The 24,926-nt window shown below is 68.1% G+C and carries 24 protein-coding genes, 1 tRNA gene and 1 pseudogene; 3 read left to right on the top strand and 23 right to left on the bottom strand.

The annotated features are described in order from the left end of the window. Window positions 1-45 precede the first annotated feature (45 nt). From E5671_RS45025 to E5671_RS45130, 23 genes and pseudogenes are all read right to left on the bottom strand, one after another. Complete coding sequence (locus tag E5671_RS45025) at window positions 46-3,612, bottom strand: tetratricopeptide repeat protein (protein WP_160501803.1); 3,567 nt, start codon at window positions 3,610-3,612, stop codon at window positions 46-48. Next, entirely contained in the window at window positions 3,609-5,009 is a 1,401-nt protein-coding gene (locus tag E5671_RS45030) for an XRE family transcriptional regulator (RefSeq protein WP_160501802.1), read from the bottom strand. Before E5671_RS45030 ends, E5671_RS45025 begins: the two co-directional genes overlap by 4 nt. 293 nt (window positions 5,010-5,302) lie before the next feature. Beyond that, a pseudogene (locus E5671_RS45035) lies at window positions 5,303-6,016 on the bottom strand (transposase); the annotation flags it as partial. 19 nt (window positions 6,017-6,035) lie between these two features. After that, the gene (locus tag E5671_RS45040) at window positions 6,036-6,731 is read right to left on the bottom strand and encodes a single-stranded DNA-binding protein (protein WP_160501801.1); all 696 of its coding nucleotides are present in this window, start codon (window positions 6,729-6,731) and stop codon (window positions 6,036-6,038) included. 112 nt (window positions 6,732-6,843) lie between these two features. Continuing rightward, entirely contained in the window at window positions 6,844-7,590 is a 747-nt protein-coding gene (locus E5671_RS45045) for a hypothetical protein (protein ID WP_160501800.1), read from the bottom strand. Window positions 7,591-7,619: 29 nt separating this feature from the next. Then, window positions 7,620-8,231 (bottom strand): cell envelope biogenesis protein OmpA, encoded by a 612-nt coding sequence (locus E5671_RS45050; protein ID WP_202120906.1) that lies wholly within the window; start codon window positions 8,229-8,231, stop codon window positions 7,620-7,622. A 194-nt stretch (window positions 8,232-8,425) separates the two neighbouring features. Then, window positions 8,426-9,898, bottom strand: a complete 1,473-nt coding sequence (locus E5671_RS45055; RefSeq protein WP_160509934.1) for a ParB/RepB/Spo0J family partition protein — start codon at window positions 9,896-9,898, stop codon at window positions 8,426-8,428. 758 nt (window positions 9,899-10,656) lie between these two features. Continuing rightward, window positions 10,657-10,908, bottom strand: coding sequence for a hypothetical protein (locus E5671_RS46795; protein ID WP_237329959.1), 252 nt, complete (start codon window positions 10,906-10,908; stop codon window positions 10,657-10,659). 59 nt (window positions 10,909-10,967) lie between these two features. Continuing rightward, the gene (locus E5671_RS45065) at window positions 10,968-11,207 is read right to left on the bottom strand and encodes a hypothetical protein (RefSeq protein ID WP_160501799.1); all 240 of its coding nucleotides are present in this window, start codon (window positions 11,205-11,207) and stop codon (window positions 10,968-10,970) included. Window positions 11,208-11,269: 62 nt separating this feature from the next. After that, entirely contained in the window at window positions 11,270-11,614 is a 345-nt protein-coding gene (locus E5671_RS45070) for a hypothetical protein (RefSeq protein WP_160501798.1), read from the bottom strand. A gap of 154 nt (window positions 11,615-11,768) precedes the next feature. Beyond that, on the bottom strand, window positions 11,769-12,713 hold the full coding sequence (locus E5671_RS45075; RefSeq protein WP_160501797.1) for a hypothetical protein: 945 nt from the start codon (window positions 12,711-12,713) through the stop codon (window positions 11,769-11,771). Between the two features lie 41 nt (window positions 12,714-12,754). Continuing rightward, window positions 12,755-12,828 (bottom strand) — tRNA-Ile (locus E5671_RS45080). A gap of 420 nt (window positions 12,829-13,248) precedes the next feature. Beyond that, entirely contained in the window at window positions 13,249-13,371 is a 123-nt protein-coding gene (locus E5671_RS47210) for a hypothetical protein (protein WP_272902793.1), read from the bottom strand. A 43-nt stretch (window positions 13,372-13,414) separates the two neighbouring features. Further along, on the bottom strand, window positions 13,415-13,603 hold the full coding sequence (locus E5671_RS46800) for a hypothetical protein (RefSeq protein ID WP_237329958.1): 189 nt from the start codon (window positions 13,601-13,603) through the stop codon (window positions 13,415-13,417). Window positions 13,604-13,810: 207 nt separating this feature from the next. Then, window positions 13,811-13,993 (bottom strand): hypothetical protein, encoded by a 183-nt coding sequence (locus tag E5671_RS46805; RefSeq protein ID WP_237329957.1) that lies wholly within the window; start codon window positions 13,991-13,993, stop codon window positions 13,811-13,813. Between the two features lie 250 nt (window positions 13,994-14,243). Continuing rightward, window positions 14,244-14,540, bottom strand: coding sequence for a hypothetical protein (locus E5671_RS45095; protein WP_160509935.1), 297 nt, complete (start codon window positions 14,538-14,540; stop codon window positions 14,244-14,246). A gap of 524 nt (window positions 14,541-15,064) precedes the next feature. Next, window positions 15,065-15,529 (bottom strand): hypothetical protein, encoded by a 465-nt coding sequence (locus E5671_RS45100; RefSeq protein ID WP_202120905.1) that lies wholly within the window; start codon window positions 15,527-15,529, stop codon window positions 15,065-15,067. 304 nt (window positions 15,530-15,833) lie between these two features. Beyond that, complete coding sequence (locus E5671_RS45105; RefSeq protein WP_160501796.1) at window positions 15,834-17,039, bottom strand: DUF932 domain-containing protein; 1,206 nt, start codon at window positions 17,037-17,039, stop codon at window positions 15,834-15,836. A 446-nt stretch (window positions 17,040-17,485) separates the two neighbouring features. After that, window positions 17,486-18,088: a hypothetical protein gene (locus E5671_RS45110; protein ID WP_160509936.1), complete on the bottom strand. Its 603-nt coding sequence runs from the start codon at window positions 18,086-18,088 to the stop codon at window positions 17,486-17,488. Window positions 18,089-18,204: 116 nt separating this feature from the next. After that, a complete protein-coding gene (locus E5671_RS46810) occupies window positions 18,205-18,768 on the bottom strand; it encodes a hypothetical protein (RefSeq protein WP_237330403.1) in 564 nt (187 codons plus the stop codon). A 68-nt stretch (window positions 18,769-18,836) separates the two neighbouring features. After that, window positions 18,837-19,208 (bottom strand): hypothetical protein, encoded by a 372-nt coding sequence (locus E5671_RS45120; protein ID WP_160501794.1) that lies wholly within the window; start codon window positions 19,206-19,208, stop codon window positions 18,837-18,839. A 649-nt stretch (window positions 19,209-19,857) separates the two neighbouring features. After that, complete coding sequence (locus tag E5671_RS47590) at window positions 19,858-20,370, bottom strand: Pycsar system effector family protein (protein ID WP_336605632.1); 513 nt, start codon at window positions 20,368-20,370, stop codon at window positions 19,858-19,860. Further along, the gene (locus E5671_RS45130; protein WP_160502191.1) at window positions 20,355-21,074 is read right to left on the bottom strand and encodes an adenylate/guanylate cyclase domain-containing protein; all 720 of its coding nucleotides are present in this window, start codon (window positions 21,072-21,074) and stop codon (window positions 20,355-20,357) included. Before E5671_RS45130 ends, E5671_RS47590 begins: the two co-directional genes overlap by 16 nt. A 304-nt stretch (window positions 21,075-21,378) precedes the next feature. Here E5671_RS45130 and E5671_RS45135 point away from each other — a divergent pair, with 304 nt between their 5' ends. From E5671_RS45135 to E5671_RS45145, 3 genes are all read left to right on the top strand, one after another. Beyond that, a complete protein-coding gene (locus E5671_RS45135; protein WP_443032554.1) occupies window positions 21,379-22,953 on the top strand; it encodes a transposase in 1,575 nt (524 codons plus the stop codon). A gap of 3 nt (window positions 22,954-22,956) precedes the next feature. Continuing rightward, complete coding sequence (locus E5671_RS45140) at window positions 22,957-23,739, top strand: ATP-binding protein (protein ID WP_160502192.1); 783 nt, start codon at window positions 22,957-22,959, stop codon at window positions 23,737-23,739. Between the two features lies 1 nt (window position 23,740). Further along, window positions 23,741-24,926: hypothetical protein (locus tag E5671_RS45145; RefSeq protein WP_160509937.1), on the top strand; the 1,186-nt coding region annotated here is incomplete at its 3' end.

Raw genomic sequence — 24,926 nt, forward strand, 5'->3', positions numbered from 1 at the left:
AGCACGCCCGGTGACGGCAGGGGGGACACCCGCGGGCGGCTCCCCTCACGCCGGCGTGGCGCCGCCAGCACCCGTGCTTGGCTCGGCCGTTTCAATGGAGCCTCGCTCTTCTCGCAGTGCGTGCAGCAACTGCGTGGCCTGGTAATGGGCCTCGGGCGTGGCGCCCAGGGCTCGCAGACCCGCCCGCCGCGCGCCCTCTAGATCTCCGCGATGCCGCCGCAGGCTGCCCAGATTGGCCCAGGCCATCCCCGCCTGTTCTCGGTTATCTGATTCGATCGCCACCTGCCACACCGCCTCTGCGCCCTGCGGATCGTCGAGTTCCACCAGCACCCCCCCTAGATTCACGGCCGCGTACGGTGTGATCGCCGAACCTGTGGCCATCGCGCGCCGGTACCAATCCCGTGCTGTGCGCAGTTCGTTTGCCCGCCGGTACGACAGAGCGATCTCGTACATCGCATAGGGTCCGTGGTCAGGGTGTTGTGAGGTAACCACCACGTGCCACAGGTCGCGCGCCGCCTCGATGTCGCCGTCCTTCGCTAGCAGTACCCCTAGCCGCAGCGCCGCCAGGGGGGCAAGCTGCGGCTCTCCCTCGTCAACAGCCTGGCGTAGTCGGCTGACGCGTTCCCTCTCGTCGAGCAGCGCCAGCAGGGCGCTCAGCGCGGCGGGCAGGATGTCCGGGTCGCCCAGGACGAGCACTTGTTCCAGCACGAGTCTCGCCTGCGAGAGTTCCAGCTGTCGGCTCAGGCCCAGTGCCTGATGAGCCGCCTGGTCGCCGAAGCTCCGATGCCAAGCCTCCCTGACACCGTCATGGTCCCCGCGTTGCAACATCGTCCCGGCCCGGTAGAAGGCGACCATGCGGTCGATCAACTCGTCGCCCGTCAGGGGTATGGAGTCCCACAGTTCCTCGGCCTCAGCCGGCTGGCCCTGGGCTGCCAGCAGCGCGCCCAGGTTCGCGCTCGCCTCCGCCATCACCACGCGGGTGGGTGAGGTGCATGCGGCCTCCCACGCGGCACGGGCGCCCGCTGTGTCGTTCCGATGCAGGCGGACGATGCCCAGGGCCGCCGACGCGTCGAGAGCGGCGAGCCGGTGCTCGGAGGCGATGGCGGTCTGCAAGGCCTCTTCGGCTGCGTCCAGGTCTCTGCGTTTCAGTGCGAGCCGGCCAAGGCGGGCATGGGCCTGGGCGCTCACCCTCGCGTCGCCCGTGGCTGCGGCTTGTTCGTATGCGGCGAGTGCGCCGGCCGGGTCGCTGTGCTCGATCAGCTGCCCCAGCTCCAGGTTCGCGGCCGCCCGCACGGGAGATGAGGGGTGCCCTGCTGCCCGGAAGGCCTCTCGGGCACCGAGCCGGTCGTCGAGGGCAGTCAGCACTGTCCCGAGATTGAACAGGGACACGGCGGTCGAGGTCCTCACCGTAGCGGTCGCGGCGGGTGCGGAGCCGAGCACGATGGCCTTCTCCAGTGCGGCACGCGCCTGCGTGTATTGCTTGTCCGCGAGGAGGAGTTCGCCGAGGCGCGCTGCCGCAGCCGCGGACACAGCACACCCGTCGGTCTGCGCGACGGTAGCCCATTCCTCGGCCGTGCCGCCGTGCCGTTCGCACAGGTGCGCCAAGGCCAAAGCGGCCTGCGGCGAATGGGCCGGATCGCCGCATTGGGCCGCACGATTCCAAGCAGCCCGCGCGATCTCCAGGTTCTTGTCCGTCGTGATGCGGCCAAGCAGCAGGCCGGCACCGGCGGCCACATGCGGGTCTTCGCTCTCCAGCGCGGCCGCCAGCACTGTCTCCGCGGTGTGTTGCTGACCCGCTGCCAACAGCCCTGCGGCCCGTCGAAGCGGCTCCGGCTGCCCACCCGACGGGCGCTGCGGGGCTCGCAGGTTAGTGATATCGACGAGAGCAGTCTCCACAATACGTATCACCCTGGCGTCCCCGATGCCATGAGCCAGCGCGAGGGCGCGGTCGCCGTAGTCACGGGCCCGCTGGGGTCGCCCGGCCAGTTGCTCCGCCTGCGCCAGCTGCGTGAGAACCGCGGTCATGTCGCGGTCGGCGCCGATCTGCAGATCGATGACGTAGGCCGATTGGTAGAGGTCGATCGCTTCGGCCGCCTCGTGCAACAACAGCTGGTGCACGTTTGCCATCTCGCCCAGCACGTCGGCCTCAGCCGCCCGGTCGGCACGCTGTCGGATGATCTTCAGCTGCCGTTCGTGGTACTCGATCGCAGCTGCGTGCTGTCCTGTGTTGGCGTACGCCATCGCGAGCAGGCCAAGAACCACGACGGCTTCGGCGGAATCGTCCGCACCGACGGTGGCGTGTTCCCAGTGCGCGATGGCCTGCTGGAGGTCGCCCAGGTCCGCATGATCGCGACCGAGTGCCGCCAGCGTGGACTTATACGCGGTGAAACCGACCATTACCTCAAAGATGCCCTCCGCGTCCTCGCCGGGCCTCGGGCCGGTGGGCCGGCGAGAGGTCTGGCTCTCGAGGTCCGGGGTGTCCTCGAACACGGTCCGCAGCGCGTCACCATGCGCTGCCAGTGCCCGGTCCGGCCTCCCCGATTCCCGGTACAGGTCACCGAGCGCGTGCAGCGCCGTCCACCGCTGTAGGGAGTCGCCGGCCTGCTTGGCCAGGCGCGCCCTTTCCTCTGCCGCAGCCAGTGCCTCTTCCGCGTTGCCCAGGGCGTGAGTGGCCTCGGCCAACGCGCCGAGCAGGGCCAATTCCTTGTTGAACGCGTTGGTCACCCGAGCGGCATCCAGGGCCTGGTCCAGCAGCCGCATCGCCTCCTGCGGCTCGTCGAGCCACAAGTGAATGCGGGCGAGTTGCTCAAGGGAATCGATGCGGTCGTCTTGGTTGAGGGAGCTGTCCCACCGGGCGATCCGGCTCTTCAGGTTTTCCAGGTACTCGGAGACTGTCGTGCCGAGATCGAGAAGTGATTCGTTCACTGTGCCCAACGAATCGAGGGAGGAGCCGAGCTCCGCGAATATCCGCGCTGCCTCCCGTGCACTCCGATGTCCCTCCTCGAGCTGGTTCAACTTTCGCTGGCAGCGCCCCAGAGTGCGCAGCCCCAGTGCCTGACCGCGCCGGTCACCGACATCGCGGAAGATCGCAAGCGCTGAACGCAGGTGTTGCAGGGCCCATTTGGGCAGCCCCAGTTCGAGGCATGCGCGGGCTAACCCTTCACGGTCCTGCGCTTCGGCATGGGCATTGCCGTGCGCCAGACTGACGGCGAGGGCCTGATTAAAGTGGGCTGCGGCGTTGCCGGGGCTGCCGAGTTTCAGACAGGCAGCCCCCAGGTGATGGGCGAGTGCCCCCAGGGTACCCGGGTCGTCCTGACGGCTCGCGGCGGCGCACGCTGCCGACAGCCTCACCTCTTGTTCGTGTGCCGGCACCCGCACCATCCAGTAGGGAAGCGCAGTCATCGGGTAAGCGGCGCACAGGTGATCGGTGTCTATCCCGGGGTGCTCGGCGAGCCACACGTGAGCGTGGAGTACCTGTCCCCAGATCCTGTCGAACATCTCCAGGCCACTCTCCGTGACCTCGTCTCCCGGCTCTGCGGTGTCCAGCCGCCGCAACTTGCGAAGAAAAGCCCTGGCGTGGGCCAGGGACGCCAGATGTTCGAGGTTCGTCACTTTCCCTCCCGCAACAGCGCCTTCGCGTGGAGGACGAGCAGGGCGTGCATGGTGAACCAGCCGTCGCCGCTCGGCTCCAGCAGGCCGCGGGCGACAAGCACCCGAATCGCCGGCACGGCGTCGTCGACGCCCCACACGTCCGCCATCGCCTCGACGTCGAACGCCGCCGGCTGTGATGCGAAAGCGCCGAGGAAGGCGAAGCGAAGCCGGGTCTGCCGATCCAGCCGGTCGGTACTCATGCGCAGCAACGCCCGCACAGTGGGGATCGTGTGGTTGTCCGCGGCCCGGTCGACCGGTGCCCCGGCCGCGAGCAGCGCCGAGCCCTCCCGGAGTTGGGCCAGCATGTCACCGATGCCCCAGCCGTTGGCCCAATCCTCACTCAGCATTTGCCCGGCCACCCGCACTGCCAGCGGGAGCCGCTCCAGCGTCCCTACGAGCGCCCGCGACTCGTCCCGGTGGTGATGCACGACCTCCGGGGCCAGTCGCCGGAGCAGTTCCAGGGCGGCTTCCTCAGACAGAAGGCCCAGCGGGTAGATGTCGGCCGGTCTCGCAGCCAGGGCATGAGCGACCTGGGGGAGCCTGGTAGTGATCAGGATGGCGCAGCCGGGACCCCCCACGTTGAAGGGAACAACGTGCGCCGGGTTCCATACATCGTCCACGATCAGCAGCACCCGCCGGTCCCGGAGCGCGCTTCTCAGGATTGAGGTCAACTCTCCGCTGGTGGCGCCGAGTTCCGGCCGGGGGAGCCCCAGCCGCCGGATCCACGAAGCGAGTGCGGCCGTGACGTGGGAGCCGTCCGGAACAGAAGCCCACAGCACACCGTCCGGGAAGGCGCTTTCGATGAAGGTCCGGTCCACGGCGAGCTGCGCGGCGACCGTGGTCTTGCCCACTCCAGGCCAGCCCCGGACCGCGGTGAGGAGCTGGGGCCCCCTTCCCGCAGTGGTCAGACGCTCTCTGAGTTCACCCATCTCCCTGTCCCGGCCCACGAAGTGGACCGACATTGACGGGACACCCTCCGGATGGGCGGCCTCGCTGGCAGCAGGGCGCGACGCCCCCTGCTCCTGTGTGGTCCGCTGCGACGCAATCTCCAGTGCGGCGTGCCTGGCCCGCCAGCGGTGAAGGTACTCGTCCTGGTCCTCATGCCACAGGCGCGAGGCCACCGGGCCGTCCTCGGGCATGGGGCGCGGGTGGGTCTCGCTGCGGCATGCGGTGAGGATGGCGCGGACGCGCTCCCACGAAGGAGCCTTCTTAGTACGGGCGTTGAAGAGAGCACTGATCGTCGGCTCACTGAGCTGCAGCCGCTGGGCCAGCTGCCGCTGAGTGAGCCCGGCGCGTTCTCGTTCGGCTTTGAGCGCGGCACAGAACTCCACGAGCCATCGTCGGTCCCCGTCCCCCATGTGTCACCTAGCCGTTTCAGTGCTTCAGTGCTTCAGCGAAAAGCGGCCAAACCCCCTAGGTGGCCTGCAATGTTTCGGATGGTATTCAGATACTTCGGCGTGTCGCCAGATGCCGTCCTCGCTGCCTTTTGCTGGTTCGTACAGCCGCACCACGAGAAGGGAGCCTTCGATGGCGATCTCGCGCCGTCTCGCCCATGCCGTTTCGGGACTGCTGGGACTTGCCACTACGGCGGGAACCACGCTGACCACCTGGACCGCACTGATCGCGATCGGGGACCCACTGGCCATGTTCACCATCGCGCTGACACTCGGCCTGATCTCCGGTACCACCACCGCACTGGGCGCCGCCTCGGCCCTCTGCGGCCCAATCGCCTCCGCCCAGCCCGACGACCCCCATCCCGGGACCCCGCCGTGACCAACCACAGCGACGAACATCCCGCCGACAAGCACGCAGGCGCTGGGGCTCGAAGTACCGGCTTCGGTGAGGGTCGTGCCTCGTTTGGCGACCCTCGCTGATGGGCTTGAGACCTTCGCTGTCGTGGGTGTTGCCAGCTGAGATGCCGACGACCAGGGGCAGTCCGCTCGCGTCCAGCTGTGCATCTTGGAACCCGGCTTGCCCCGGTTGCACGGGGGGGCTCGGACCCGCGTGTTCGCCCCCTGTTTGGCCCTGACATGCGCGGTGTCGAGGACAACGCGGGTGGCATCGATGAGCCTGGCATTGTCGAGCCGGTGCAACACGCCTTCATGAAGGCGGCACCCCAGACGCCGGCTCTCGACCAGACCAGGAGCCTGCGGTGAGCGGTCGACTCCGATATGCCGAAGCAGGGTGGCAGTTGGCGCCAGGCGCAACCGCAGCCTAGAACGTAGATGACGACAGCGAACAGTGTCTCATCAGGGGTGTCCTGCGTTCCGCCGCCCTGCGGTCGCACCCTCGACGGCGGGATCCGCGGCTTCGCGATCTCCCACAGCCCGTCCGGAACAATCCAACTCCACGTCCCCCGCCCCATGACCGGGACCAACGAGCGGTCACCACGTAGGACACGGTCTAAGGCGCTGGTCGTTCCGAGGTTCCTTGGGGTTGGGCTGGCAGAGGCGGGGGTGTCCGCCGTGCCGTCGCTGTCGAGGTTGGAGCGCAGCAACCGGGCGTGTGCGTGGGGGCGAGCGAACCGGTGCCGCGCGGGGGCGGGCGGGGGGAGGGGTCAGCGGCTGATGGGAAAGGGGAGTGGCGTCAGCGGCTGCGATGGAAGAGCCGCGATAGGACCAGCGGGAGGCTTGCTTCTGCCACCAGGCCGGTGGGCTGGCCGGTCGCCCGGTGGTCGGGCGGGACGCGGCGGCGGGCTGAGGCGCCGGGGGTGTGGTGACCGGGCGGGCGGCGAGCGGACTGGGCAGGCTGGTCTCGGTGTAGGCGATGCGCCTGCGCAGGCTGATGCCGAGGTCGTCGATGCTTAGGTAGATGGAGTTGTCCCTGATCTCGGTGATGCGCCCCTTGACCATGACGTTGATTCCGTCGACGAGCGACTCGGTGGCGTTGCTGGCCAGGTCCCGCCAGGCGGTGCAGATGTAGGGAATGGGGACCCCGTCGTGCCACTTCTGGGTGGCGGTGTCCCACTGGGAGGGGGTCTCGGTGAGGCGGAACCGGCAGACGGCGATGCCGTTTTGGGTGAAGCGGACTTCGACGTCACCGGTGATGGTGCCGGTCACGTGCGTGACGGACGGAGCCATGCGAACACTTCCCAATCAAAATAACAGTGTGTCTTGGAGGGGGTGGTCAACCCCCTGTTGCTGTTTCCGCTGCCGGTGCGGTATGGCGGGTGAGGCGCCGGATGAGGGTCCTCTAGCCGGTCGGTTCCGGCAGGGCCGTCGGCGGGGCGAGGCTGTCGAACACCGTGGCGTCCTCGATCTCCACCTGGATTGGAACCGTGCCGTCGGCGCGCACGAACTGCTCGTGGGTGGTGTCCAGATGAACGGATACCCGTGCCTTCCGGAGGTCGGCGTCCAGGTAGGCGAACACGAGGATGCCCGCGATCTCGATGCACGGGAGGCCTTCGTCGTCGGGGCTCTCCTGCGGGTGGAAGACCGCCGAACTGTTCGCCTCCGCGCAGGACTCGGCGTCCGTGAGGCTGGGGCAGAGGCTGAGGGGGGCGCGCACGTGACGGGAGATGCCGGCGGGGTACAGAGTGTAGCCTGCGTCGCCGCGGATTTTCTCCGGGCCGTAGTAGAGGCCCACAACTGCCTGGTCGTCGGCCGGAGGCCGGTACGGGACACCATCCGTGCCCCCCACATCGTCCCAGGAACTGCGTACTTCCTGTGCGAGCGAGGCCAGGGCGGAGGCCTCGTCGGACCAGAGAGTCACGTCATCGGTGTGTCGGTCCCACTGGCGCAGCACCCAGGCCCGGCCGGCTGTCTGCGCGGTGAGGCCCTCGGGGGCGGCGAAGGTGAAGCGGTTCAGCCACCCTGCGACGATGTCGACGGTGTCTGAATCCGGCCATTCACCGGAACACTCATGGAGTCTGTCCATCAGGTCGGCCAGGTCGAGGATGGCCCTGCCTGCGGCCGTGGAGGGGTCCGGTTTGATCAGCATGGCATTTCCTTCCGTTCGGCACGGGGCGGTCAGGTCCCGTCCATCAGGGCGTTCAAGAGGTCCATCAGGTGTTGCTGGTCGGGAGTGAGGGTCGCGGTGCGCAGCACGCGTTTGCGCAGGACGGGCGCGTCGAGGGTGATGCCGGAGGGCACATCGGGCCGGCCGGGCGGCCAGACCAGCTGGTAGTTCCGGGTGTGGATCATCCAGGCCTCGTACCGGTCGGCGGGGCTGCCGCTGCGGGCGGTGTGACCCTCGTCCGGGGTGTGGGGCGGGCATCGGCAGGCGGGATCGGTGCAGGGCCGTGCGGCTGGGTGGTTGGCCAGGATGGGGCTGCGGCGGTAGTGCGTGGCGGTTCCGTTCAGCATCGGGCAGTGGTCCGCGGTATAGGGCAGGCATTCGGGGTGCAGCGCCGGTTCCGGGGAGCAGCCCTTGAGAACGTCGGCCGGGCGGACGAGCAGGAAGCACCGTTCGTCCAGCGGGTGTTCGCAGATCTGGCACAGGCGGCGGAGGAAGGCGGCGCTGGCTTCGTCGGCGTCGAGGACACCGAAGGCCGCGCGGCCGTCGTGGATCAGCGTCACGTACGGCACCACCAGTCCGCCCGCCAGAGGCCGGTGGGCACAGCGTTGGGGTATTGCGTGCATGGGGCAGTTCCTTCGGATCGCGGACCTCCGGCCAAGAGCGCTTCCCAGCGGGCGGAGCGGCAGTCGGCGGCCTCGTGCAGGCGCCGGTGCGACCTCGTCCATGGTGAGGCTCATGCTGGGTCGCCTCTCTGTGACGCCAGGGGGAACCGGCTGGGCACGGGCGTGCCCAGCCAGGGCTTGCGGGGAGGGTTCGGTCAGGTGGCGGTGCGGGGCCGGTGACGGGCGACCGCCTGGTTCTCCACCTCAGACAGCCGGTAGCTGCCGTTGTCGTCCTGGCCGAGCGCTTCGAGGAGCAGCAGGTAGCGGGCCTGCCGCACGGTGAGGCTCGACCACGTCTTGGGCTCGCGGATGTCGTACTCGCAGGCAGCGGCGACGTGCGCGAATAGCGCGCCGACGACGCGCGCCCTGGGCAGCTGCATCGCTGTTGCCGTCAGATCCGCGTGCTCGGGCTCCTTGATACCCAGGAAGCGGGCGACGGTCTCGGATTCGTGCTTGTCGGTCCAGGAGCTGTAGAAGTACGGCAGGGTGAGCACGATCTCCAGCGCGAAGACGCGGGCCGCATCCGGCAGGGCCTTCTGGCGCACGAGTCGGGTGACGAAGTCCTGACGGGGGCCAGCGGCGGCCTTCCAGGCCCGGTTGCAGGCGATGACCTTGCCGCGCTCCTCCGCCCGGCGCTCGTCTTCCTGCGTCCTGGGCTTCTTCGGCTGTGGGCGGACCTTGTGCCCGTGCGCGGCCGGGTCGGAGCAGTGCCACACGGGCTGGTGCTCGTCGTCGAGCCGGGCACTGTGACCGGGGCAGTTCTTGTGGTTGTCCTCTGCGAGCGGATTGCCCAGCCCGGTGGTCAGCTCGGCCAGCGGCTTGGACGTGTCCTTGTGCCCGTACCCCGGCTGCCCCAGCAGCGGGATGTCCGCCGTCTTGAGGTCGTCCTCGGCCTTGGTCCGCGCGTCGTTGTCGGCCTGCTCGGCCTTGAGCAGTGCCATCTCCTGGTCCCAGTGGCCGCGCCCGCCGGTGCCCTCCTCGTGGTCGCGCTCCAGCGCTCGCAGCAGACGGCGCTCTGCGCCCAGCACGTGCTCGACCTCGGCGAGTTGGGCGGTCTGCTCCAGGTCCATGCCTCCGGCCGTTGCCCGGCGAAGGGTGGCATCGTCGAGCTTCTGCGCTGCCTTGGCCTGCTTGGCTGCGTTGCGGCCGACACCGAGAGCCCTGGTGGCCTGGAGTCGTTCGATGTCGCTCATGTCGATCAGGGACAGCTCCTGCGACTTCAGGATGTCGCGCTCGCTCATCCCCTCGCGGTGCTTGTTCTCGACCAGGGACAAGAACCGGGTCCAGCCGTCCTTGCCAACCAGGTCTTCCCGCACGTGTGCCTTGATTCTGCGTACAGGGCGGCCATCCAGTACGGCGGTGTCGTTGGCGATCTTCAGTGCTTGTGCGCGCCGCCAGCCCTTGAAAGCGCCGTAGGTGCCGTCGTGCCGGGGCCGGACACTGATGGTCTCCTCGACGCCGATCTCCTTGACGGAGGCGATCAGCTCCTCGTCCGGTTCTGTGTCGGTTTCGCGGGCGTTCTGCTCGTCACGCACCACCTGCGCCGGTTCGAGCAGGACGATCTGCGGCGCGTCTTCGTCCTCGTGCGTGGCGGATTCGATGGGCTGGGTCGAGACGGCTGGGGCCATGGGGCTCTCCTTCTCCTTGTCTGTTCGGCGAATTGGGGCGGTTGGGGCGTCGACCCCTCGCTTCAAAAGTAATAATAGTGTGTTTATGGGTGAGGGCTAGATGCCCTCTGACCTGCGCAAGCGTGGCTTCTTGGGGTGTGGCTGGGGTGCTCCGTACGGCGGTCTCAGCTGACGAGTACCGGCCTCAGCTCAGTTCGTACACGATGCGCCAGCACGGACCCGACCAGATCGTGAGCCTCAGGTTCCTCACCTGCTCAAGCAAGGCGTTGTCCCACCCGGCGCTGACTTGGAGACAGGGCACCGCCCGGTACGTGTTGGGTCCCGAGCTGCTCGTAGCCCGCTCCGAGAACGATGTGCTCGTGGTCGCCAACCGTGAACAACTGCACCCGCACGTCGGCAGAGTTGCTTTACGGCCAGGTGTGCTCTCGGCGGGGCGGTAGCGGGAAGGCGCGCCCGGGGGCCGTCCGCACACAGTGTTCGCAGTGCCGTGACGCGGTTGGCGGTGCACTCGCCCCACTGGCACCCGAAGCGCTCGCGTGGCCCGCAGATCGGGCATCGCAACAGCGAGATCCCGTGCAGCCCGCACGGCTCAAAGCGCTTGCGGGCGGGTAGCAACTCCAGGGCGGGGCGGGGGCGTTCGATGCGGGCGACGTCGGCAGTCGGGAACGGCCCATCGCCATCGCGTATCCAGCGGGGCGCCAGCTGGGCGTACCGTTCCGGCGTGGAGTAGTACGGCTGACCGGCCGGGCTGAACACCACTATCCGTACCAGCGCAGGATGCGGCGCTCGGTGGCGGCCGGCCCCCTCTGGGCGGCGTCGAGCTCCTCGACGGCTTCGATCGCGGCCCTCGGGTTGGCGGTCAGCTCGCGTACCGCGCCCTCGGCGGCCGTGGTGGTGGCGTGGCTGCTGAGCGCGTACCCGTGGAGCTGGTCCACGACTTGGTGGCGTCCGTCGAGCTCGGTAGCGGCGGACCGGGCGGACGGCTGCGACTGGCTGCGGCGTCGGGGCATGGCGGAACTCCACCTGTGCAAGGGGCGGGAGGCGGCGGCACAGGCCGGCCGGGTGGCGGTCAGCTCCTGGGCAGCGGCCTGTAGGCGGAGAAGACGTAGTGGCCCAGCTCGCGCAGCTTGTCGGCGGTGTCGTCCACGGCCGCGGGGTCGTGGTCGGCCTGGCGGGTGTACGCCTCGATCTCGCTGTTCCAGGCGAATCCCTGGGCGGCAAGGGATTGTTCGGTGACGGGCGTGAGGTCATCAGAGGACTGCGGAGCGGCAACGAGTCCGTGAGCAGGGTCGGGCACGACGAGGAACACCGGGCTCCTTCCGCGCGAGCCGCCCTGGTCGAGGGCGGCCCCACAATCAGGGCGGATGGGGGTCAGCGGGTGACGGTGATGGTGCAGTCGGCGTCCAGGACGGAGAGCGCGGCACGGATGGACGCGCGGGTCTCCGCGCTTGGGACCGAGTAGGGGAAGTCCAGGGCGAGCACCGCGTCGTCCAGGTCGCAGTCGGTCATCGGCAGCGCGTATCCGCTGCGGTAGAGGGCGACGGCGGTCGCGGTGGCGACACGGACGCGGTTATAGGCGATGGCCTCCCCAGTCGTGACGTCGGTGCCGAGCGCTTCGCGCGCGGTGGGCGGCAGTTCCGCGATCCTGGCGGCGAACCGGCGGGCGGGAATGCGGAGACGTGCCGGTCGCAGAGCACGGCGCAGCATTCGCAGCATGGCAACTCCTGGGGCTGGAGGGGAAAGGGGGCCGTCACCTGGTGAAGGAAGGGGGGAGGTGAGGGTGCCTCCCGGCTCACCACCTATAATAGTGTGAGCCGGGTTTGTGTGAACCCTCGTCTGACCAGCCGGTCGGCGTTGTTGCCGAGGTCTTTCAGTGTCGGTGGGCCGACGGCGTGGCGCCCGGTCCGAGGTCCGGCGGAACGCAGTAGTCGACATCCCGTTCCGGGGAGACAGGGCCGCCGGTGTCGGCGTCGGTGCAGTAGGCGTCGAAGATCTCACCTGAGGTGAGGGGGTCGAGCTCACCCGTGCGCAACCGCCATCCGTACACCCGGTCCGGGGAGCCCGGGGCGGAGCACCGCATGACCAGCCCGCCGGGACTCCGGGTCGCCAGACCGAGGGCCAGAACGGTGGTGAACTCGAGGGCCTCAGCCTCGTTGGGCTGGCACGTGCCGTCCGGGCCCGTGTCCGCGTGGAGGACGGCGACCAGGGTTTCCGGTGCCGCCGAGACGCTGCAGACGAGGTGCCGCTTGCCCGGCAGGGCGGTCTCGAGGGTGCGGGCCAGCAGGCCGGATGCCCGGGCGAAGGCCGTTCGGCCGATGTCCTCGCCGCAGGAGGCGCAGGATCCGAGCCGGGCCAGGAGTGTGGTCGCGCATTCCCAGGTGGCCTGACGGACGGCTTCGTCGATCAGGGTCGGGATCAGGTCGGCCAGGGGCTGGCCGTCGTACTGGATGGCCGGGCCCTTGGTGGCGAGTTGCATGGTGAAGCGGGCGCGACTGGACGGGCTGTCGGGGTCGAGACCGGTGTCGGTGCAGAAGTCGACGTAGTCCTGCGGGTCGAAGAGGACAACTGCGGTGGGGGTGCCCTGGGTGCCGCGGCTGCTGAGTAGGTCGTCGAATGCTTTCAGATAGGTCTCGAAGTCAGTGAAGGTGAAGGTGCGATAGTCCCGCATGACCAGGAAGTCGTGCTCGTCGGCGAGCAGGCCGATGGTGCCGACGACTTCGCGGCACAGCACGCGCCGGATGGTGTCGCGGTCGGTGTGCGCAGTGTTGCCCGCAGCGCGCGATAGACGCTGGGGTGACTGGGGTGCGTGGGTCACGGTGCGCGCCTTTCTCGTGGGTGAGTGGAACGGCGTTGGAGTAGTGCTGGTGGGACTCGAACCCACGACCTCAGGACTTATAAGATCCGCGCTCTACCAACTGAGCTACAGCACCTCGGTGTGCGGTTGTGAGGGCCGCGTCCCTCGGCCTGGTCGGGCAGGGCGTGGCCTCGCTCCGGGGGCCGGGCTGAGAGGGCCGTCTCGGCCGCCAGGTCTGTCGGGGGAGTGTCTGCGGAGGCGGGGCAGGAACCAGGGGGAACCCACCCCTAACCTGCGCTTCTCACTCCCGTGATGCCTGGACCGCACGCGGTCAGCATGGAATTCACAGAGCCGGGTCGCCCGGACGCTTCGGCCTGCACCCCCTCACCGGAGGAGCCGACGAGCACGGTGACACTGTCGACCTGGAGGGGGCGTGCTCGTCGGGAGGCCTCGTGTCGTGCTGCTAGAGGATCCGGTTGCGCCGGTACTGCTCCTCGATCCGGGCACCGGGGAGTGTGCTGGCCAGGGTTTTGGTGACGGCGCGGCGGTTGCCCTCCTATGCCTTCTGCTGGGCGGCGAGTTCGGCGGCCTGCTGCGCGGCCTCAGTGTGCAGCGGAAGCAGCCGCCGAGTGATCTCGCGTGCCACGTGGTACGTGGTGCTGGCCGTGTCTTCGATCACGGCGCGGTCATCTTGGTCTCGTATGGCAGCGCGGCGTAGATCTTCAGACGTTCGGGTGGCGGTCGTCGGGCTGGTAGAGGCGCAGGGCGCGGCCGTCGCCGTCGATGATGAGCCGTCGCAAGCCGCGCTCGTAGTCGGTGAGTTCGACCGCCCGGCAGCGCCTACCTAACTCCCGCACCACTGCGTGGGTGAACGCGTCGAACTGCATCTGGGTGGTCAACTCGCGTGTCATGCAATCCTGTTCGCTACTTCGGAGGGCGGGCTGGCGTGCTCGGCGCGGGGGTTCCCCGCGCCTGGTCGCAGAATTTCGCGTCACGGCGGGCGTCCTCGGCGGTGTAGCCGGTGTCGCACGACGGACGGCACGGCTGGCCTGCGGGCGCGCCGCACGTCTCGCATTGGTCGTCGAAGTCCTTGGGGTGCCACGGCCGCAGCGGGCCGGTCATGCGGGGAAGTCCCGGATGTGGGCGACGATTGCCCGTGCGGACATGACCGGAGTCCGGTGCATCGGCTCGGCACACTGGGCCTGCCAGATGCTCGCGGGCCGGGCTGGGGTGATCTGGTTGCTGGTGGCCGGGCTGATGCTCCATTTGCGGCCGTGGGCCTCGGTGGCGGTGTAGGTCAAGAACTCGGGTTTGTCTTGAGGCCGTTGTCTGTCCAGGAGAGGCCGGTAGTCGTCAGGGTGCGGCCCAACTGGTCGCAGCGCTCGCGGGTGATGTGACCGAAGGTGGCCAATGCGCGGTCCCTTCTGCGGGAAGGTGGCGACCGTGAGGCGGTCAGGTGCGGCCGGAGGGCTGGGGCTGGCGGTAGCAGTACAGGAGAACTCCTCGGGCATCGCGGCCCCTTCCGTCGGTCCTGGACGCGGGAGGGGGCGGTCAGTACAGGCCGCCGACGACTTCGGCGATGGCCTGGCCGATCGCGGGGAGGTCGGCGGTGGAGGTGAAGGGCAGGTGGGCGCTGTCGCCCTGGGCGTCGTTACGGATGTAGAGGTGCCCGGCCTCGCAGACACCGATCGTGAACGGGACGCGGTCGCCGCTGCACAGGTGACCGGTCGTCCCCCAGGGGCCGGACACGGCTCCCCACTGATCCCCCAGGAACTCAAGGGAGGCGCGTGCGACGTCGAAGGGTGTGTGGGGGTGCTGCTCGGGTTGCTGGTAGAAGCTCGTTTCCATGGGGCGGTGCGTTCCTCTCTGGCTGCTGCGCGGTCTGTGGGTACGCGTAGCCGGATGTCTTTCGGCGTGCTGTCTGCTCGGGAGACGCGATGCGCGAGACGGGTTGGTGGCTTGTCAGGTTCGGCTGGATGGCTGGGGCTTGTGGTAGCGATACAGGAAACGCGCGGCCCACTCGCGGCTGGCGAATCCGGGGATGCCGCCATCGCTGCCCGGGTGGTTGCCCGGGTACTCGACAACTCATTTGCAGCACTCCGCCACTGCAAATACTAGTGTCGTTTGATCGTTTGTGAACCTACTCCTGACCTGCGGCTTCCTCGGCCTCGGTGCGGCGGTTCGGTGCCAGTTGGCGCTGACCAGGGCCCGGGAGGCGGTCCCGCGTGCAGATACGCTGCTGGGCGCGCAGTGAGGCAATCTCCTCCTGGCCGCGGCGGGAGTGCTCATACCCCACGGGCGGCTGGGCGGGTATGTCGCCGTGGTTCCTTGGGCCGGAGTGTTGGCGGGCGGGTCAGGCACGGGAGTCCTCCTCACCGGTGTCGGAGCGGCAGGACTGGGGCGTCGTAGACCTCGCGCTCTACGGCGGGGACGTCGGGGCACGGAATGACGGCAAGCTGGAGGTCGGCCGTGTCCATGGGGCGCAGCCAACCGTCGTGTACGGTCCAGCCGCAGGCGCGGGGATTGGGTTCGGCGGCCGTGGTGGCGACCAGGACCGCGCTGCGCACGGTGCTGCCCTCCAGGGCGAACACCAGCAGCATGCGTAGGGCGCAGAACTCCTCTTCATCCAGCACGGCCATGCGGAGAGGGCCGGTGTTGACAGAAAGGTCGGCCAGAGCCCGGGCATGGGTGTCGTCGGCCCGCTGGGCCAAGAGGTTGATCGTGTGCTCACCGTCGCCGAGCTCCAGGACTAGGGCGGCAAGCGCGTCCAGGGTGCGGTTCATGGCGGCAGCTATGGAGGCATCCTCGGGGCGAGTGAGGTCCGGGCGTGCGGGCATAGGGGGGATCCTTCCGGGACGGCGCGGTGAGCACTGGATGTCGGGTGGGATGGGGGCGGTGAGCACCGAAGGCCGGCCGCACTGCCCGCATGGGACAGCAGGCGTCTTCCGCGCGACGCGGGCTGCTCCACAGCCGCGTCGCGCAGCCACTGCGCGGCAGGATCGGGGCGGGCCTGTTCCGTGCTCCCTGAGCGGGTGGCAACGCGCGCTCCGCGCTCTGGAGGAGTTGGCCCGTGCGGGCCGGGCTCGGGGAAGTTCCCGGCCCGCACGGGGGTCTGTCAGCTGAGGCTGCCGGTCTCGGGGCTCAGCGGGTGCGGAGCTGGAGCAGGCGCCGGTGGGCCTTGCTCTTGACCTCGTCGTCGGCGCCTTCGAGTACGGCCGTGGCGCGTGCGATTTCCTCGGTCATGGACTTCGGCGGGCGCCTGGGGGTGAGGTGGTCGAGGTAGCCGGTGATGGCACGCTCGGCCGCGTAGGCGGTCCGTCCGACGCGTTCGCTCTCGGTGCGGAACACGTCGTTGAGGGCGTCCAACCGGGCGGCGTGGTTGGTCTGCTTCCTCTTGGACGCGTCGTCGTCGAGGGGCCACAGGTCTGCGATCACCTGGTGGAAGTCGGCGACTGCGATGTCTGTGCGGGCCAGTGCAGTCTCTTCGTCGGCGAACTGCTCGAAGTACTGGGAGGAGAGACCCAGGGTGCGGCGGGCTTCCTTGATCTGGCTGGTGGCTCCTGCGGTGTGCCGGACGGCCCAGCGGGTGACGGCATCGCGGACGGCGAACCGCTCGGTGTTGGCGCAGACAGGACGCCACGGGGTGACGACGCACTGGAACTGGCCGTTGCCAGAGTGGTCGTTCATGACGGCGATGTACGGGACCACGATGTCGTTGATGCCGTCGGCGTCCACGGTGACCGACTCCGGGAGGCGGATGGAGACGAACACGCGCTTCCCGCCGCGCAGGAGTCCGGCGGACTCCCACACCACGTCATAGCGGCTCACCAGTTCCTGAAGGAACACGAACCCCGCCCGGTTCTGAATCGGCGTGTACCGGGAGCCGACTGCGCCGAGGGCGGCGCCGGTGTCCGTGCGAACGGTGTGCTGCTGGTCAGCGTGCTCGCGCGTCTCGCCCTGCCACTCGTACAGAGCGGGCACCGTGGTGACCTCGAAGTCGAGTCCGGACAGGCGAAGGACCTCGTCGATGTCCGTGGTGCCGCCGGGGATGATCCGGCCGAGGCCGTGCCAGGCAGGAGACGACGCGTACAGGGAGATGGTGCCGTCCGACTGCTCGTCGAGTCCGTGATTGGCGATGATCTGCTCGATCTGCCCATCGGCGTTGCGGGAGACGGTGAACGTCTCGCCCCGGTCCCAGCCGGTAAGCACCTCGTAGCGGTCGGTGCCAATCATTCGGATCTCGCCCCGGTTCACACGGGCCTGGAAGGCGCGCTCTCGTTCACGGACGGCTTCGACCTGTGCGGTCTTCTCGGCAGCGAACGCGGTGTTCACGTCGGTGATAGTCACGATTCCCCTTCGGTGTTGGCTTCTGCGGTGTCGGGGGTAGCGCCACCACCCCCGAACAACTTCAATAATAGTGTGGTTTGGGAATGGGTGAACCCACCCCTGAGCTGGCGGTTTTCGTACGTCGGCACTGCTGCCCTCCCGGGATGGGGGGCGGTGGGCTTGACTGCCGGCTCAGGCTGGGCAGGGGCGGTGAGCGTCGCTTCCCCCTGGACGCCGGGGCGCTCGTGCCGCTGCGCTCTCGGTCACGATCACTGGCGCCGCGGCTCGGCTGAATGACCTGCGGCTCGCCGCCCCGCACCGTCGACAGAGAGCGCGGACGCCGGGACGGCGAGCTGTCGGAAAGCGAGTCTGGCCGGAGTGGCCGCGCCCCGTCGTAGAGAGGAAACAGGGCACGGCGGCTCGGTGTTGCTCGTGCTAGGGCTTCGGCGGGTTGTGGCTCACCTCGGTCATGCCCGGACCGCCCCGCCCTTCGCTTCCGTGGCGCTGCCCGAGCCCGTCAGGACTTCATGGACCAGGGCGTCAAGGGCCTTGTCGATGCGCCGCATGACCCTCCTATCCATGCGGCAGCAGCTTTCCTCGTTGATCCGCTCGAAGACCGCTTTCCTGGCCGGGCTCGGGGGAGTGACGCCCGGCATGACTCCGGCATCGATCGCCTCCCGCCTGAAGGCGTCCCAGACGGGGCACCACTCGTTCGTGTCCGCCAGATCGTCAAGTTCCTCGACCGTGGCAGGCAGGACGGCGAGGATGCACTGAGCCTGTTCACGGTATTCGGCGCAGTTCTCGGCGATCCACTTCACCAGCGGATCCCCGGAGGTCTTGAGAGCGTCCCAGGCGTCCGCCTGGACATCTGCGCGCGTGTTGTAGGCCTTCTGAACCTCCTCGCTGTAGGCGCTGGCCTGGCGCCGCCCGTCCTCGCCGAAGCTGTACCGCTCCGGGTACTTCTTGTCAGCCGCAGCCACGGCAGCTTCCTGAGTCGACCTGGCCGCTTCAAAGCTCTCGATGTACTTCTGTACCTCCGGCAGCATCTGCCGGGCTCCCTGCTTTGCCATTGGTCGCTTCCCCTTCGACGTTGGTTTCTGCGGGGTCCGGGGCGGGGCCACCACCCCGAACAACGTAAATAATAGTGTGTTTCAGGGGTGGGTAAACCCACCCCTGACCTGCGCACTTACGCCGACGGCGCGCGGAACTCGGGAAGCGGCGTCAGGCTCTGCCGCCGTACGTCCCTGACAGCGGGCACCGGTATGCCATCGATCACCTCGCACAGGTCGTAGCGAACGGCGTGAGCCGCTCCCACCAGTCCGGCCTGCGCCTTGATCGCCTGTACCCAGTAGACGCCGTGACGCCGTGTCAGGCTCCCGTGATACCTGACCCTCTGCCACAGGACCGGTCCGGCGTCCTGCGGGTCAAGGATCCGAGCTACTGAGAGCGCAAGCTGATTCGCCACCCGCTCAGACAGCAGCAGTTCCACGAACGCGCGGTCAACGGTCGCCCGGTCGATCGGAACATCGGCCATGGCAGGGCCGGTGTGGCCGGTGCGCACACCCATGGCCCAACCCAACTCGAAGAACGACCGGACCACGTCCAGCTGTTCGGGAGACACCCTCAGAGCGTCCGGGTCCCTCTCGCTGCGAGCCATTTCCCGCAGTGCGTAACAGGCTTGCTCCTTCTCGGCGTCCGTGAGCGGGGCTCCGAATTCCTGGGCCTGCTCTGCAATCCGCGTGCTCTCCATAGCGTCCCTTCTCCTTCCAGCGATGGCGGGTGGAAGGGGGCGGCCTAATCGGGGCGCCCCCGCACGGATTACTTCAGGAAGCCGTTCGACCGGAGGAATTCGGCCGTGACCAGTGCGATTCCGTGGGGCTTGTAGATCTGCGGGAATCGCCGCAACTCAACCTCCATGCGCCCCGACTTGTCAGGCTCGATGAATTCCTGAACCAGACGGTAAGGCTCCTCACCCGTCGGCATTTCCAGCACGACCGGACCGGCGGCCTTGGTCTCGAACCGAATTCCCGTGTAGTTCCGGTCGGAGTTGTGAACAATCTTCACCCCTGCTCGCGCGCACAGCAGGGGCAGGAAGTTCGCGATCGTGCGGGCCTGAACTGCAAGCCCGGTCATGGGAGCCTCCGCGCCGCGCACCCCGCGCACGATTCCGTCAGTGATCGTAAGTTCCACGTCTTTCCCCTTCGTTGGTCCCTTGCGGTTTCGTGGAGTCGCCTCCCAGGACTTCAAATAATAGTGTGTATCTCGCTCGGTTAGAACCCCCGTTGCGCTACGGATTGCGCTGCGTGTTGCGTCAAAATGTTGCGGTAGAGGTTGCGTTGCATGTTGCGCGACCCAAGTCCGGGGCCCTGCGTCACTCCAGGTCACCCCAACAACCAGGCCTGGTACGCCTGCTGACAACCCCTCTGCTGCCCCTGCTCCCGCGCCCGTTGGATGATGAAGGGTGGGCGGGTGCGGTCGGCGTGGCGGCTTCGGGGATTGGGAGTGGGGTTTGTTGAGTGTTGCGCGTCGATGGGGTCTCCGCGCTTGGGCCGCTGGGCTCTTCGGGGTTGTGGCGGGGCTGTGTTGGGGCGTGGGCCGCACGGGAGCGTATGGCCGCCTTCCGCCCGCTGTTGAAGGGAGCGGCGTTCAGCGGTGGGTGCGGCACCGCGTGTGGGTGTCACCTGGGTGCTGCAGTTGTTGGCGGGAGTGTTGGCTGTGTTATTGCTGGTGAGGTGGTTCCTGCTCGCTGGTGGTGACATTTTGATGCGGCCTGTGCGGTGTCATTGACGTGCATTGTCGCTGGACAGTGACGTGCGATGCCTGTGGCCTCGTGGGGGAGTTAGGCGATGTAGCCGGCGATGAGAACGAGGGTCCCGCCGAGGCCGGCGAGGATGAAGGAGAGCTGGACGTGGCGGTGCTTCTTCCAGGCGATCTTGCTCATGTTGATGAGCTGGTTGCTGAGGATTGGCAGCATGTCCTGTTGTTCGAGCTTCTGGGTGAGGGCTGTCGGTTCCCAGAACTGCAGGTGGCCGAAGTAGATGAAGTTGTTGGGTGCTTCGGCTTGTAGCTGCTTTCGGCTGCGTAGACGGGGGGCGACGACGGTGATTGCGCACAGGGCGCCGGCCATGATGAGGAAGATGCCCGCCCACAGCGGTGCGCGTACGCGGAGGCCGGTGAGGTTGTCGAAAAGGTGGCCTTTGCTGGAGAGCGCAACGATGCCAGCGAGGGTGGCTGACTCCAGGGTGAGTGCGAAAGATGCTTTGGCGTCGACCCGTGCTGTCCATTCACCAAGTGCCTGGTGGATTCGCCATGCGGTGTCGCGCGGGTCTTGGGCAGTCACGGCTTCGACCACCAGGAGGACTTGTAGATGGTGATGGTTTCGCCGCCGACCTCGCGGGTGTAGGGGCCTTCCCACATGAGGCGCTTGTCGTCGCCGCTGCTGTACTTCGTGTGCTCGGCGATCTTTTTGAAGACAGCTTCTGTGACGTACGTACGGTAGTTGCCGTTTCTAATGTCGCTGAGCTTGGCGGCAACGTTGGGTGCTCGACCGATGGACACGAGGTCGTTGCTGCCTCGCACGCCGCCGCGGACGACGAGGGCGGTACCTGTGTCGATTCCGACGCAGTGCTTGATTTCGAAGCCCTTGCTCTTGATGGAGGACAGGTTCGCCTCCACTCTGGGGGCCACGATCTTCTGGACAACGTGGTTGATCTGCAGTGCGCATCGTGCGGCATCGGTGTTCTTACTGTCCCCCATGAAGATCGCCATGACCCGATCGCCGTCAAAGCTTCGGATGTGGCCGCCCCTCGCCTTGATGACCCGGCAGGTGGCGTCCAGGTAGGCGCGGATGACTTTGGCGGCCGTGGTGCGGGTGAAGTCGCGGGCGAGGCCGGTGGAGTCGGCCAGGTCTGCGTAGAGGTAGACGGCGTCGATCTCCACGGCTCCGTTGCCGAGCTTCACGTTGTCCGTGGTGGGGACGACTGTCCCCTTGCGGGTGTCCCAGTCAGAACAGACGACGCTTGTTACAGCTGCGTCGATCTCATCGGCAAGCCCCATAAGTCATCCGATCTCCATGTGAATTGGGGGATGCAACCTATCAACGGGCACTGACAACGCTCAGGGGTCTGTACGGGTCCGTCTCTTCGTGATGGCGCTTGTACCGCAGGTCATGGGCAGTTGTCTCCTGTTCGCGGCTTTTGGGTTTGTGTTTGTTTCCTGGCGGTCTCATGGGGTGAGCCGTTTGTTGGCCGGGATCGGGCCGGGGTGGTGGTGCGCGGTGTCTGTGCTGCCGGGAGACGACGTTCTGGCCGGTGGGGTGCTGCCGTCCGGGGTGGGGCGTGAGGGCGCGGTTGTCCGTCTGATGGCGCTGGATGCCCAGGGTGGGTTGACGTCGGGGCATGTGCGTCTGGTGGCGTCGGCGCTTGACGTTTCTGTCCGCACGGTGCGCCGTTGGGTCGAAGCTGCTCGCAATGAGGGACGGGCTGGTCGGAGGCCGCGTCCCAGGTTCTCGTTGACACCGCGGATGCGTGAGTTGTTGGCGGTGTGGGGTGGGAATGTGGCCGCGGTGCACCGTGAGCTGACCGCCGAGGCTGAAAGGGACGGACGGCCCGGGACGGTGCCGTCTCTTGCGACGTTGCAGCGCGCCGTACGGCAGGATTTGTCGGCGGGGGAGCGGGCGGGCCTGAAGGGCGGTGAGGCTGCCAGGCGCCGCTATGACGTGTACGGCAAGCGCCCGCGGACGCATCGCAATGCGTGCTGGGAGGGGGATCACAAGCGGATCCCGGTACGCGTGGATCTCGAAGGCTCTGCGGTGTGTCCGTGGGTGACGTGGTTCATCGATGTCGCGACGAAGGCGATCGTGGGCGTGGCGGTCACTCCGCATCAGCCGGCGAGGGACGCGGTCCTGGCCGCGCTGCGCACGGGGATCAGCCGCACCGAGCCGTACGGCCCGTTCGGTGGCCTGCCCGGCGTGGTGCGTGTCGACCGGGGCAAGGAGTTCTTGTGCCGGACCGTGGAGCGCGCCCTGGGCGCCTTCGCGGTCCCGGTCCACGATCTGCCTGCCTACAAGCCGTACCGCAAAGGCACCGTCGAGGCACTGAACGACGCGGTGGAGGAGATGTTCCTGGTCTCTCTGCCTGGCTATACCCGCAGGGCCCGGCCGGTCGGTGCTCACCGTCCGGACCAGGTGGATGACCTCTTGTCGTATCCGGAGTTCGTCGAGGCTTTGCTGAGGTGGGTGCAGGGCTGGAACACCGGCCACCGTCCTGAGGGCCTCGCGAAGGGGATGACACCGTTGGCGGCGTGGGAGGCGGATCCAGCACCGGTCGAGGACGTCGCGGAGGAGCGCCTGGCGTTTTTCGCGATGGAGGACGACGGCCGGGTCCGGAAGATCACCACGAACGGGATCAGCTGGCGGCGCCGTGCCTACATCGCGCCGTGGATGGCCGGGCACGTCGGCATGCGGGTCCGGCTGCGGTATCTGCCGCACTACGACGGGCAGATCGAGGTGTTCACAGTCGAGGAGTGGGGCCGTCACCTGGGCAGCGCCTATCTGGCCCAGGCGGCGACACTGGAGCAGCGCCGTGCGCTGAGTTCGGTCAGGGAGAAGAAAGCCCGCGCGCTGAAAGCCGACCTCAAGGCGGCGGAGAAGCTGCGCAAGGCCCGCTACACGGCCACGACCACGGCTGCCGTGCCCCGCCCGCGGCGTGCGGTCACCTCCTCTCAGGCCGAGGCGGAGATCGCCCGGTCAAGGGGCACGGATCTGGCGGCCCGGGCGCTCCCGGACTTGATCCCTCCCCGCGAGCCCCCGGCTTCCTGGGCCCGGCCGGTTGTCCGCCCTCCCCGGACGGCCGACTCGCAGACGGGTGCCGGGCCGGCAGTCGACGGCGGACCGCCTGAAGCGGCTGATGTACGTGATGACAGCGGGGAGCGTTGAGCGATGGTGACTGCTGAGCGACAGGGCCGACTGCCCCGGGAGCGGGAGGACCACTTCATGCGCCTGCCGGGCGCCCAGGTGGTCTCCACGCGCGCCCTGTTGATGGTGCGGGAGAACATCCGTGCCGCGATCGAGGCCAGAGCCATGATCTGTATCTACGGTCAGGCGGGCCGGGGCAAGTCGCTGGCGGTGAACACCTCGCTGCGTGAGCTCGCGCCGAAGCTGACGCGCCGGATCCAGTTCCGCTCCCGCCCCTCGACCCGCGACCTGCGCCACGAGCTGTTCCACGCCCTGGGCCTGCAGGGCCGCCCACCGGGGCAGCCGATCGAGTTCGACAGGATGCTGCGCGGCGCCTTGGAGGAGAGGCACGTCCTGGTCTGTGACGAGGCGCAGTGGCTGTCGAAGATGTGTTTCGAGTACCTGCGTTACTTGTGGGATGACATCGGCTCGGACCTGACGATCGTGTTCACGGGCGGGGACGGCTGTTTCGAGATGCTGCAGAGCGAGCCGATGCTGGAGTCCCGCGTGTACGCGTGGCAGGAGATCGAGCCCATGCCGCTGGAGGAAGTCCTCACCGTCATCCCGGCCTTTCACCCCGTGTGGGCGGACACGGACCCGGACCTGATCGCGATGTGCGATGACGAGGCCGCGCACGGCAACTTCCGGGCCTGGGCGAAGATCACTCATCACCTGACCGCCGGGATGAAGGAATCCGGACGGATCCTTGACGAGGATCTGTTGCGGTGGTCCTACAGCAAACTGCGCCAACGTCCGGTGGTGGCCTGAAGTGTTGGACTGCCCCAACCCTCCGCCGGTCACGGTGGTCCTGGACCCGTACGACGACGTGGTCCACACCCGGGCGGCCCTGGCATCCCACGCCCCGGATCACGGACGCCTCACCGTTCACCCCACCCCGGGGACCGACGCCGCGATCGCACTTGCCTACGACATCCTGGCCGCCCTGGGCAAGCCTGTCCCGCTGGTCGGCTACCGCCCACTCGACACGGCCCCGGCCTGGACGATCGCCGCCGCCTGGATCCTTGCCACCCCCATCACCCACCTCACCCTGCTGCGCGCCCACCTGCTCACCCCGCACCGCCTCCAAGACCTTCTGGCCCTGCGCCGGCGTACGGGGGTGCGTCTGTTCCTCGTCTGCCATCACCGGGCCATGCGGGCATTTGTGGAGCGTGAGCTGCGCCAGCTGGACCACAGGGTCGCTGAGGCCTCAGCTCTGCTGCCCGAGGCCGAGCCGGCCACCTCGGAACGCCAGGCACCGCAAGCGGCACGGCCGTTGGCGAACCGCTGGCTCAACTTGCCCGCCCTGACCACGCTCAGTACTTTCGACTCCGCCACCCGCCCTTGCCAGTGCACAGCACCCATGGCCGAAGACCGGGATTTCTTCGCCCCCACCCTGCCTGCCCTCACCACAGCAGAGGTCTCCCACCGGCTGCACCACGCCACGGCGTACCCCCACTTGGCAGCCCGGCTCGCCACCGCCGTCTTCACTGCGGCCTCCACGACGCAGCTGAGCACAGCCCACGTCCGTGATCTCGCCCCTGACGCCTCCACCATCACCCTTCACGAGCACGGGCTACGCCAAGGCTGCATGACACACCACGTCCCCAGCTGGGCACGCCCCCTGCTTCTCGCCGCTGCTTTCACCTGGCGCATCACCACAGGTACCAGCGGGACGCTCTTCAGCGACCCGCTGGGAGGCCAGGGGCTCCCGTCTCTGACGGCGTTCGCCGAGCGCTGCAAGCTGCGCCCGCCCCAGCCGCCCCGTCCCAAGCGACGCCGGAGCAGGCGAGAAAGAGCACCGAGCCCGAAGGAGCCAGTGAAGACCATCTGGCCTGTGTCTACCGCTCATTACAGGCTCTCGTGGACCAGGGACGAACCCGATCTGATGCAGGGCTGTCCCTATCCGCCTCCTCACACTCGAAGGACCATCGAGAGGCGGAAGAAGGGATGGCTGC

Origin of the sequence: Streptomyces sp. BA2, from assembly GCF_009769735.1 — a bacterium.
In the GTDB taxonomy this organism is placed as follows: Bacteria; Actinomycetota; Actinomycetes; order Streptomycetales; family Streptomycetaceae; genus Streptomyces.

Excerpts from the sequence above, each read along its gene's own strand:
- E5671_RS45140 (WP_160502192.1), top strand. The coding sequence starts at position 22,957 with ATGGTGACTGCTGAGCGACAGGGCCGACTGCCCCGGGAGCGGGAGGAC.
- E5671_RS45045 (WP_160501800.1), bottom strand. The coding sequence starts at position 7,590 with ATGCTGATCAAACCGGACCCCTCCACGGCCGCAGGCAGGGCCATCCTC.
- E5671_RS45100 (WP_202120905.1), bottom strand. The coding sequence starts at position 15,529 with ATGCCCGCACGCCCGGACCTCACTCGCCCCGAGGATGCCTCCATAGCT.
- E5671_RS46800 (WP_237329958.1), bottom strand. The coding sequence starts at position 13,603 with ATGACACGCGAGTTGACCACCCAGATGCAGTTCGACGCGTTCACCCAC.
- E5671_RS45095 (WP_160509935.1), bottom strand. The coding sequence starts at position 14,540 with ATGGAAACGAGCTTCTACCAGCAACCCGAGCAGCACCCCCACACACCC.
- E5671_RS45130 (WP_160502191.1), bottom strand. The coding sequence starts at position 21,074 with ATGGGGCTTGCCGATGAGATCGACGCAGCTGTAACAAGCGTCGTCTGT.
- E5671_RS45040 (WP_160501801.1), bottom strand. The coding sequence starts at position 6,731 with ATGGCTCCGTCCGTCACGCACGTGACCGGCACCATCACCGGTGACGTC.
- E5671_RS45030 (WP_160501802.1), bottom strand. The coding sequence starts at position 5,009 with ATGGGGGACGGGGACCGACGATGGCTCGTGGAGTTCTGTGCCGCGCTC.
- E5671_RS46795 (WP_237329959.1), bottom strand. The coding sequence starts at position 10,908 with ATGCCCCGACGCCGCAGCCAGTCGCAGCCGTCCGCCCGGTCCGCCGCT.
- E5671_RS46810 (WP_237330403.1), bottom strand. The coding sequence starts at position 18,768 with ATGGAGAGCACGCGGATTGCAGAGCAGGCCCAGGAATTCGGAGCCCCG.
- E5671_RS45135 (WP_443032554.1), top strand. The coding sequence starts at position 21,379 with ATGGCGCTGGATGCCCAGGGTGGGTTGACGTCGGGGCATGTGCGTCTG.
- E5671_RS45110 (WP_160509936.1), bottom strand. The coding sequence starts at position 18,088 with ATGGCAAAGCAGGGAGCCCGGCAGATGCTGCCGGAGGTACAGAAGTAC.
- E5671_RS45070 (WP_160501798.1), bottom strand. The coding sequence starts at position 11,614 with ATGCTGCGAATGCTGCGCCGTGCTCTGCGACCGGCACGTCTCCGCATT.
- E5671_RS45055 (WP_160509934.1), bottom strand. The coding sequence starts at position 9,898 with ATGGCCCCAGCCGTCTCGACCCAGCCCATCGAATCCGCCACGCACGAG.
- E5671_RS45050 (WP_202120906.1), bottom strand. The coding sequence starts at position 8,231 with ATGCACGCAATACCCCAACGCTGTGCCCACCGGCCTCTGGCGGGCGGA.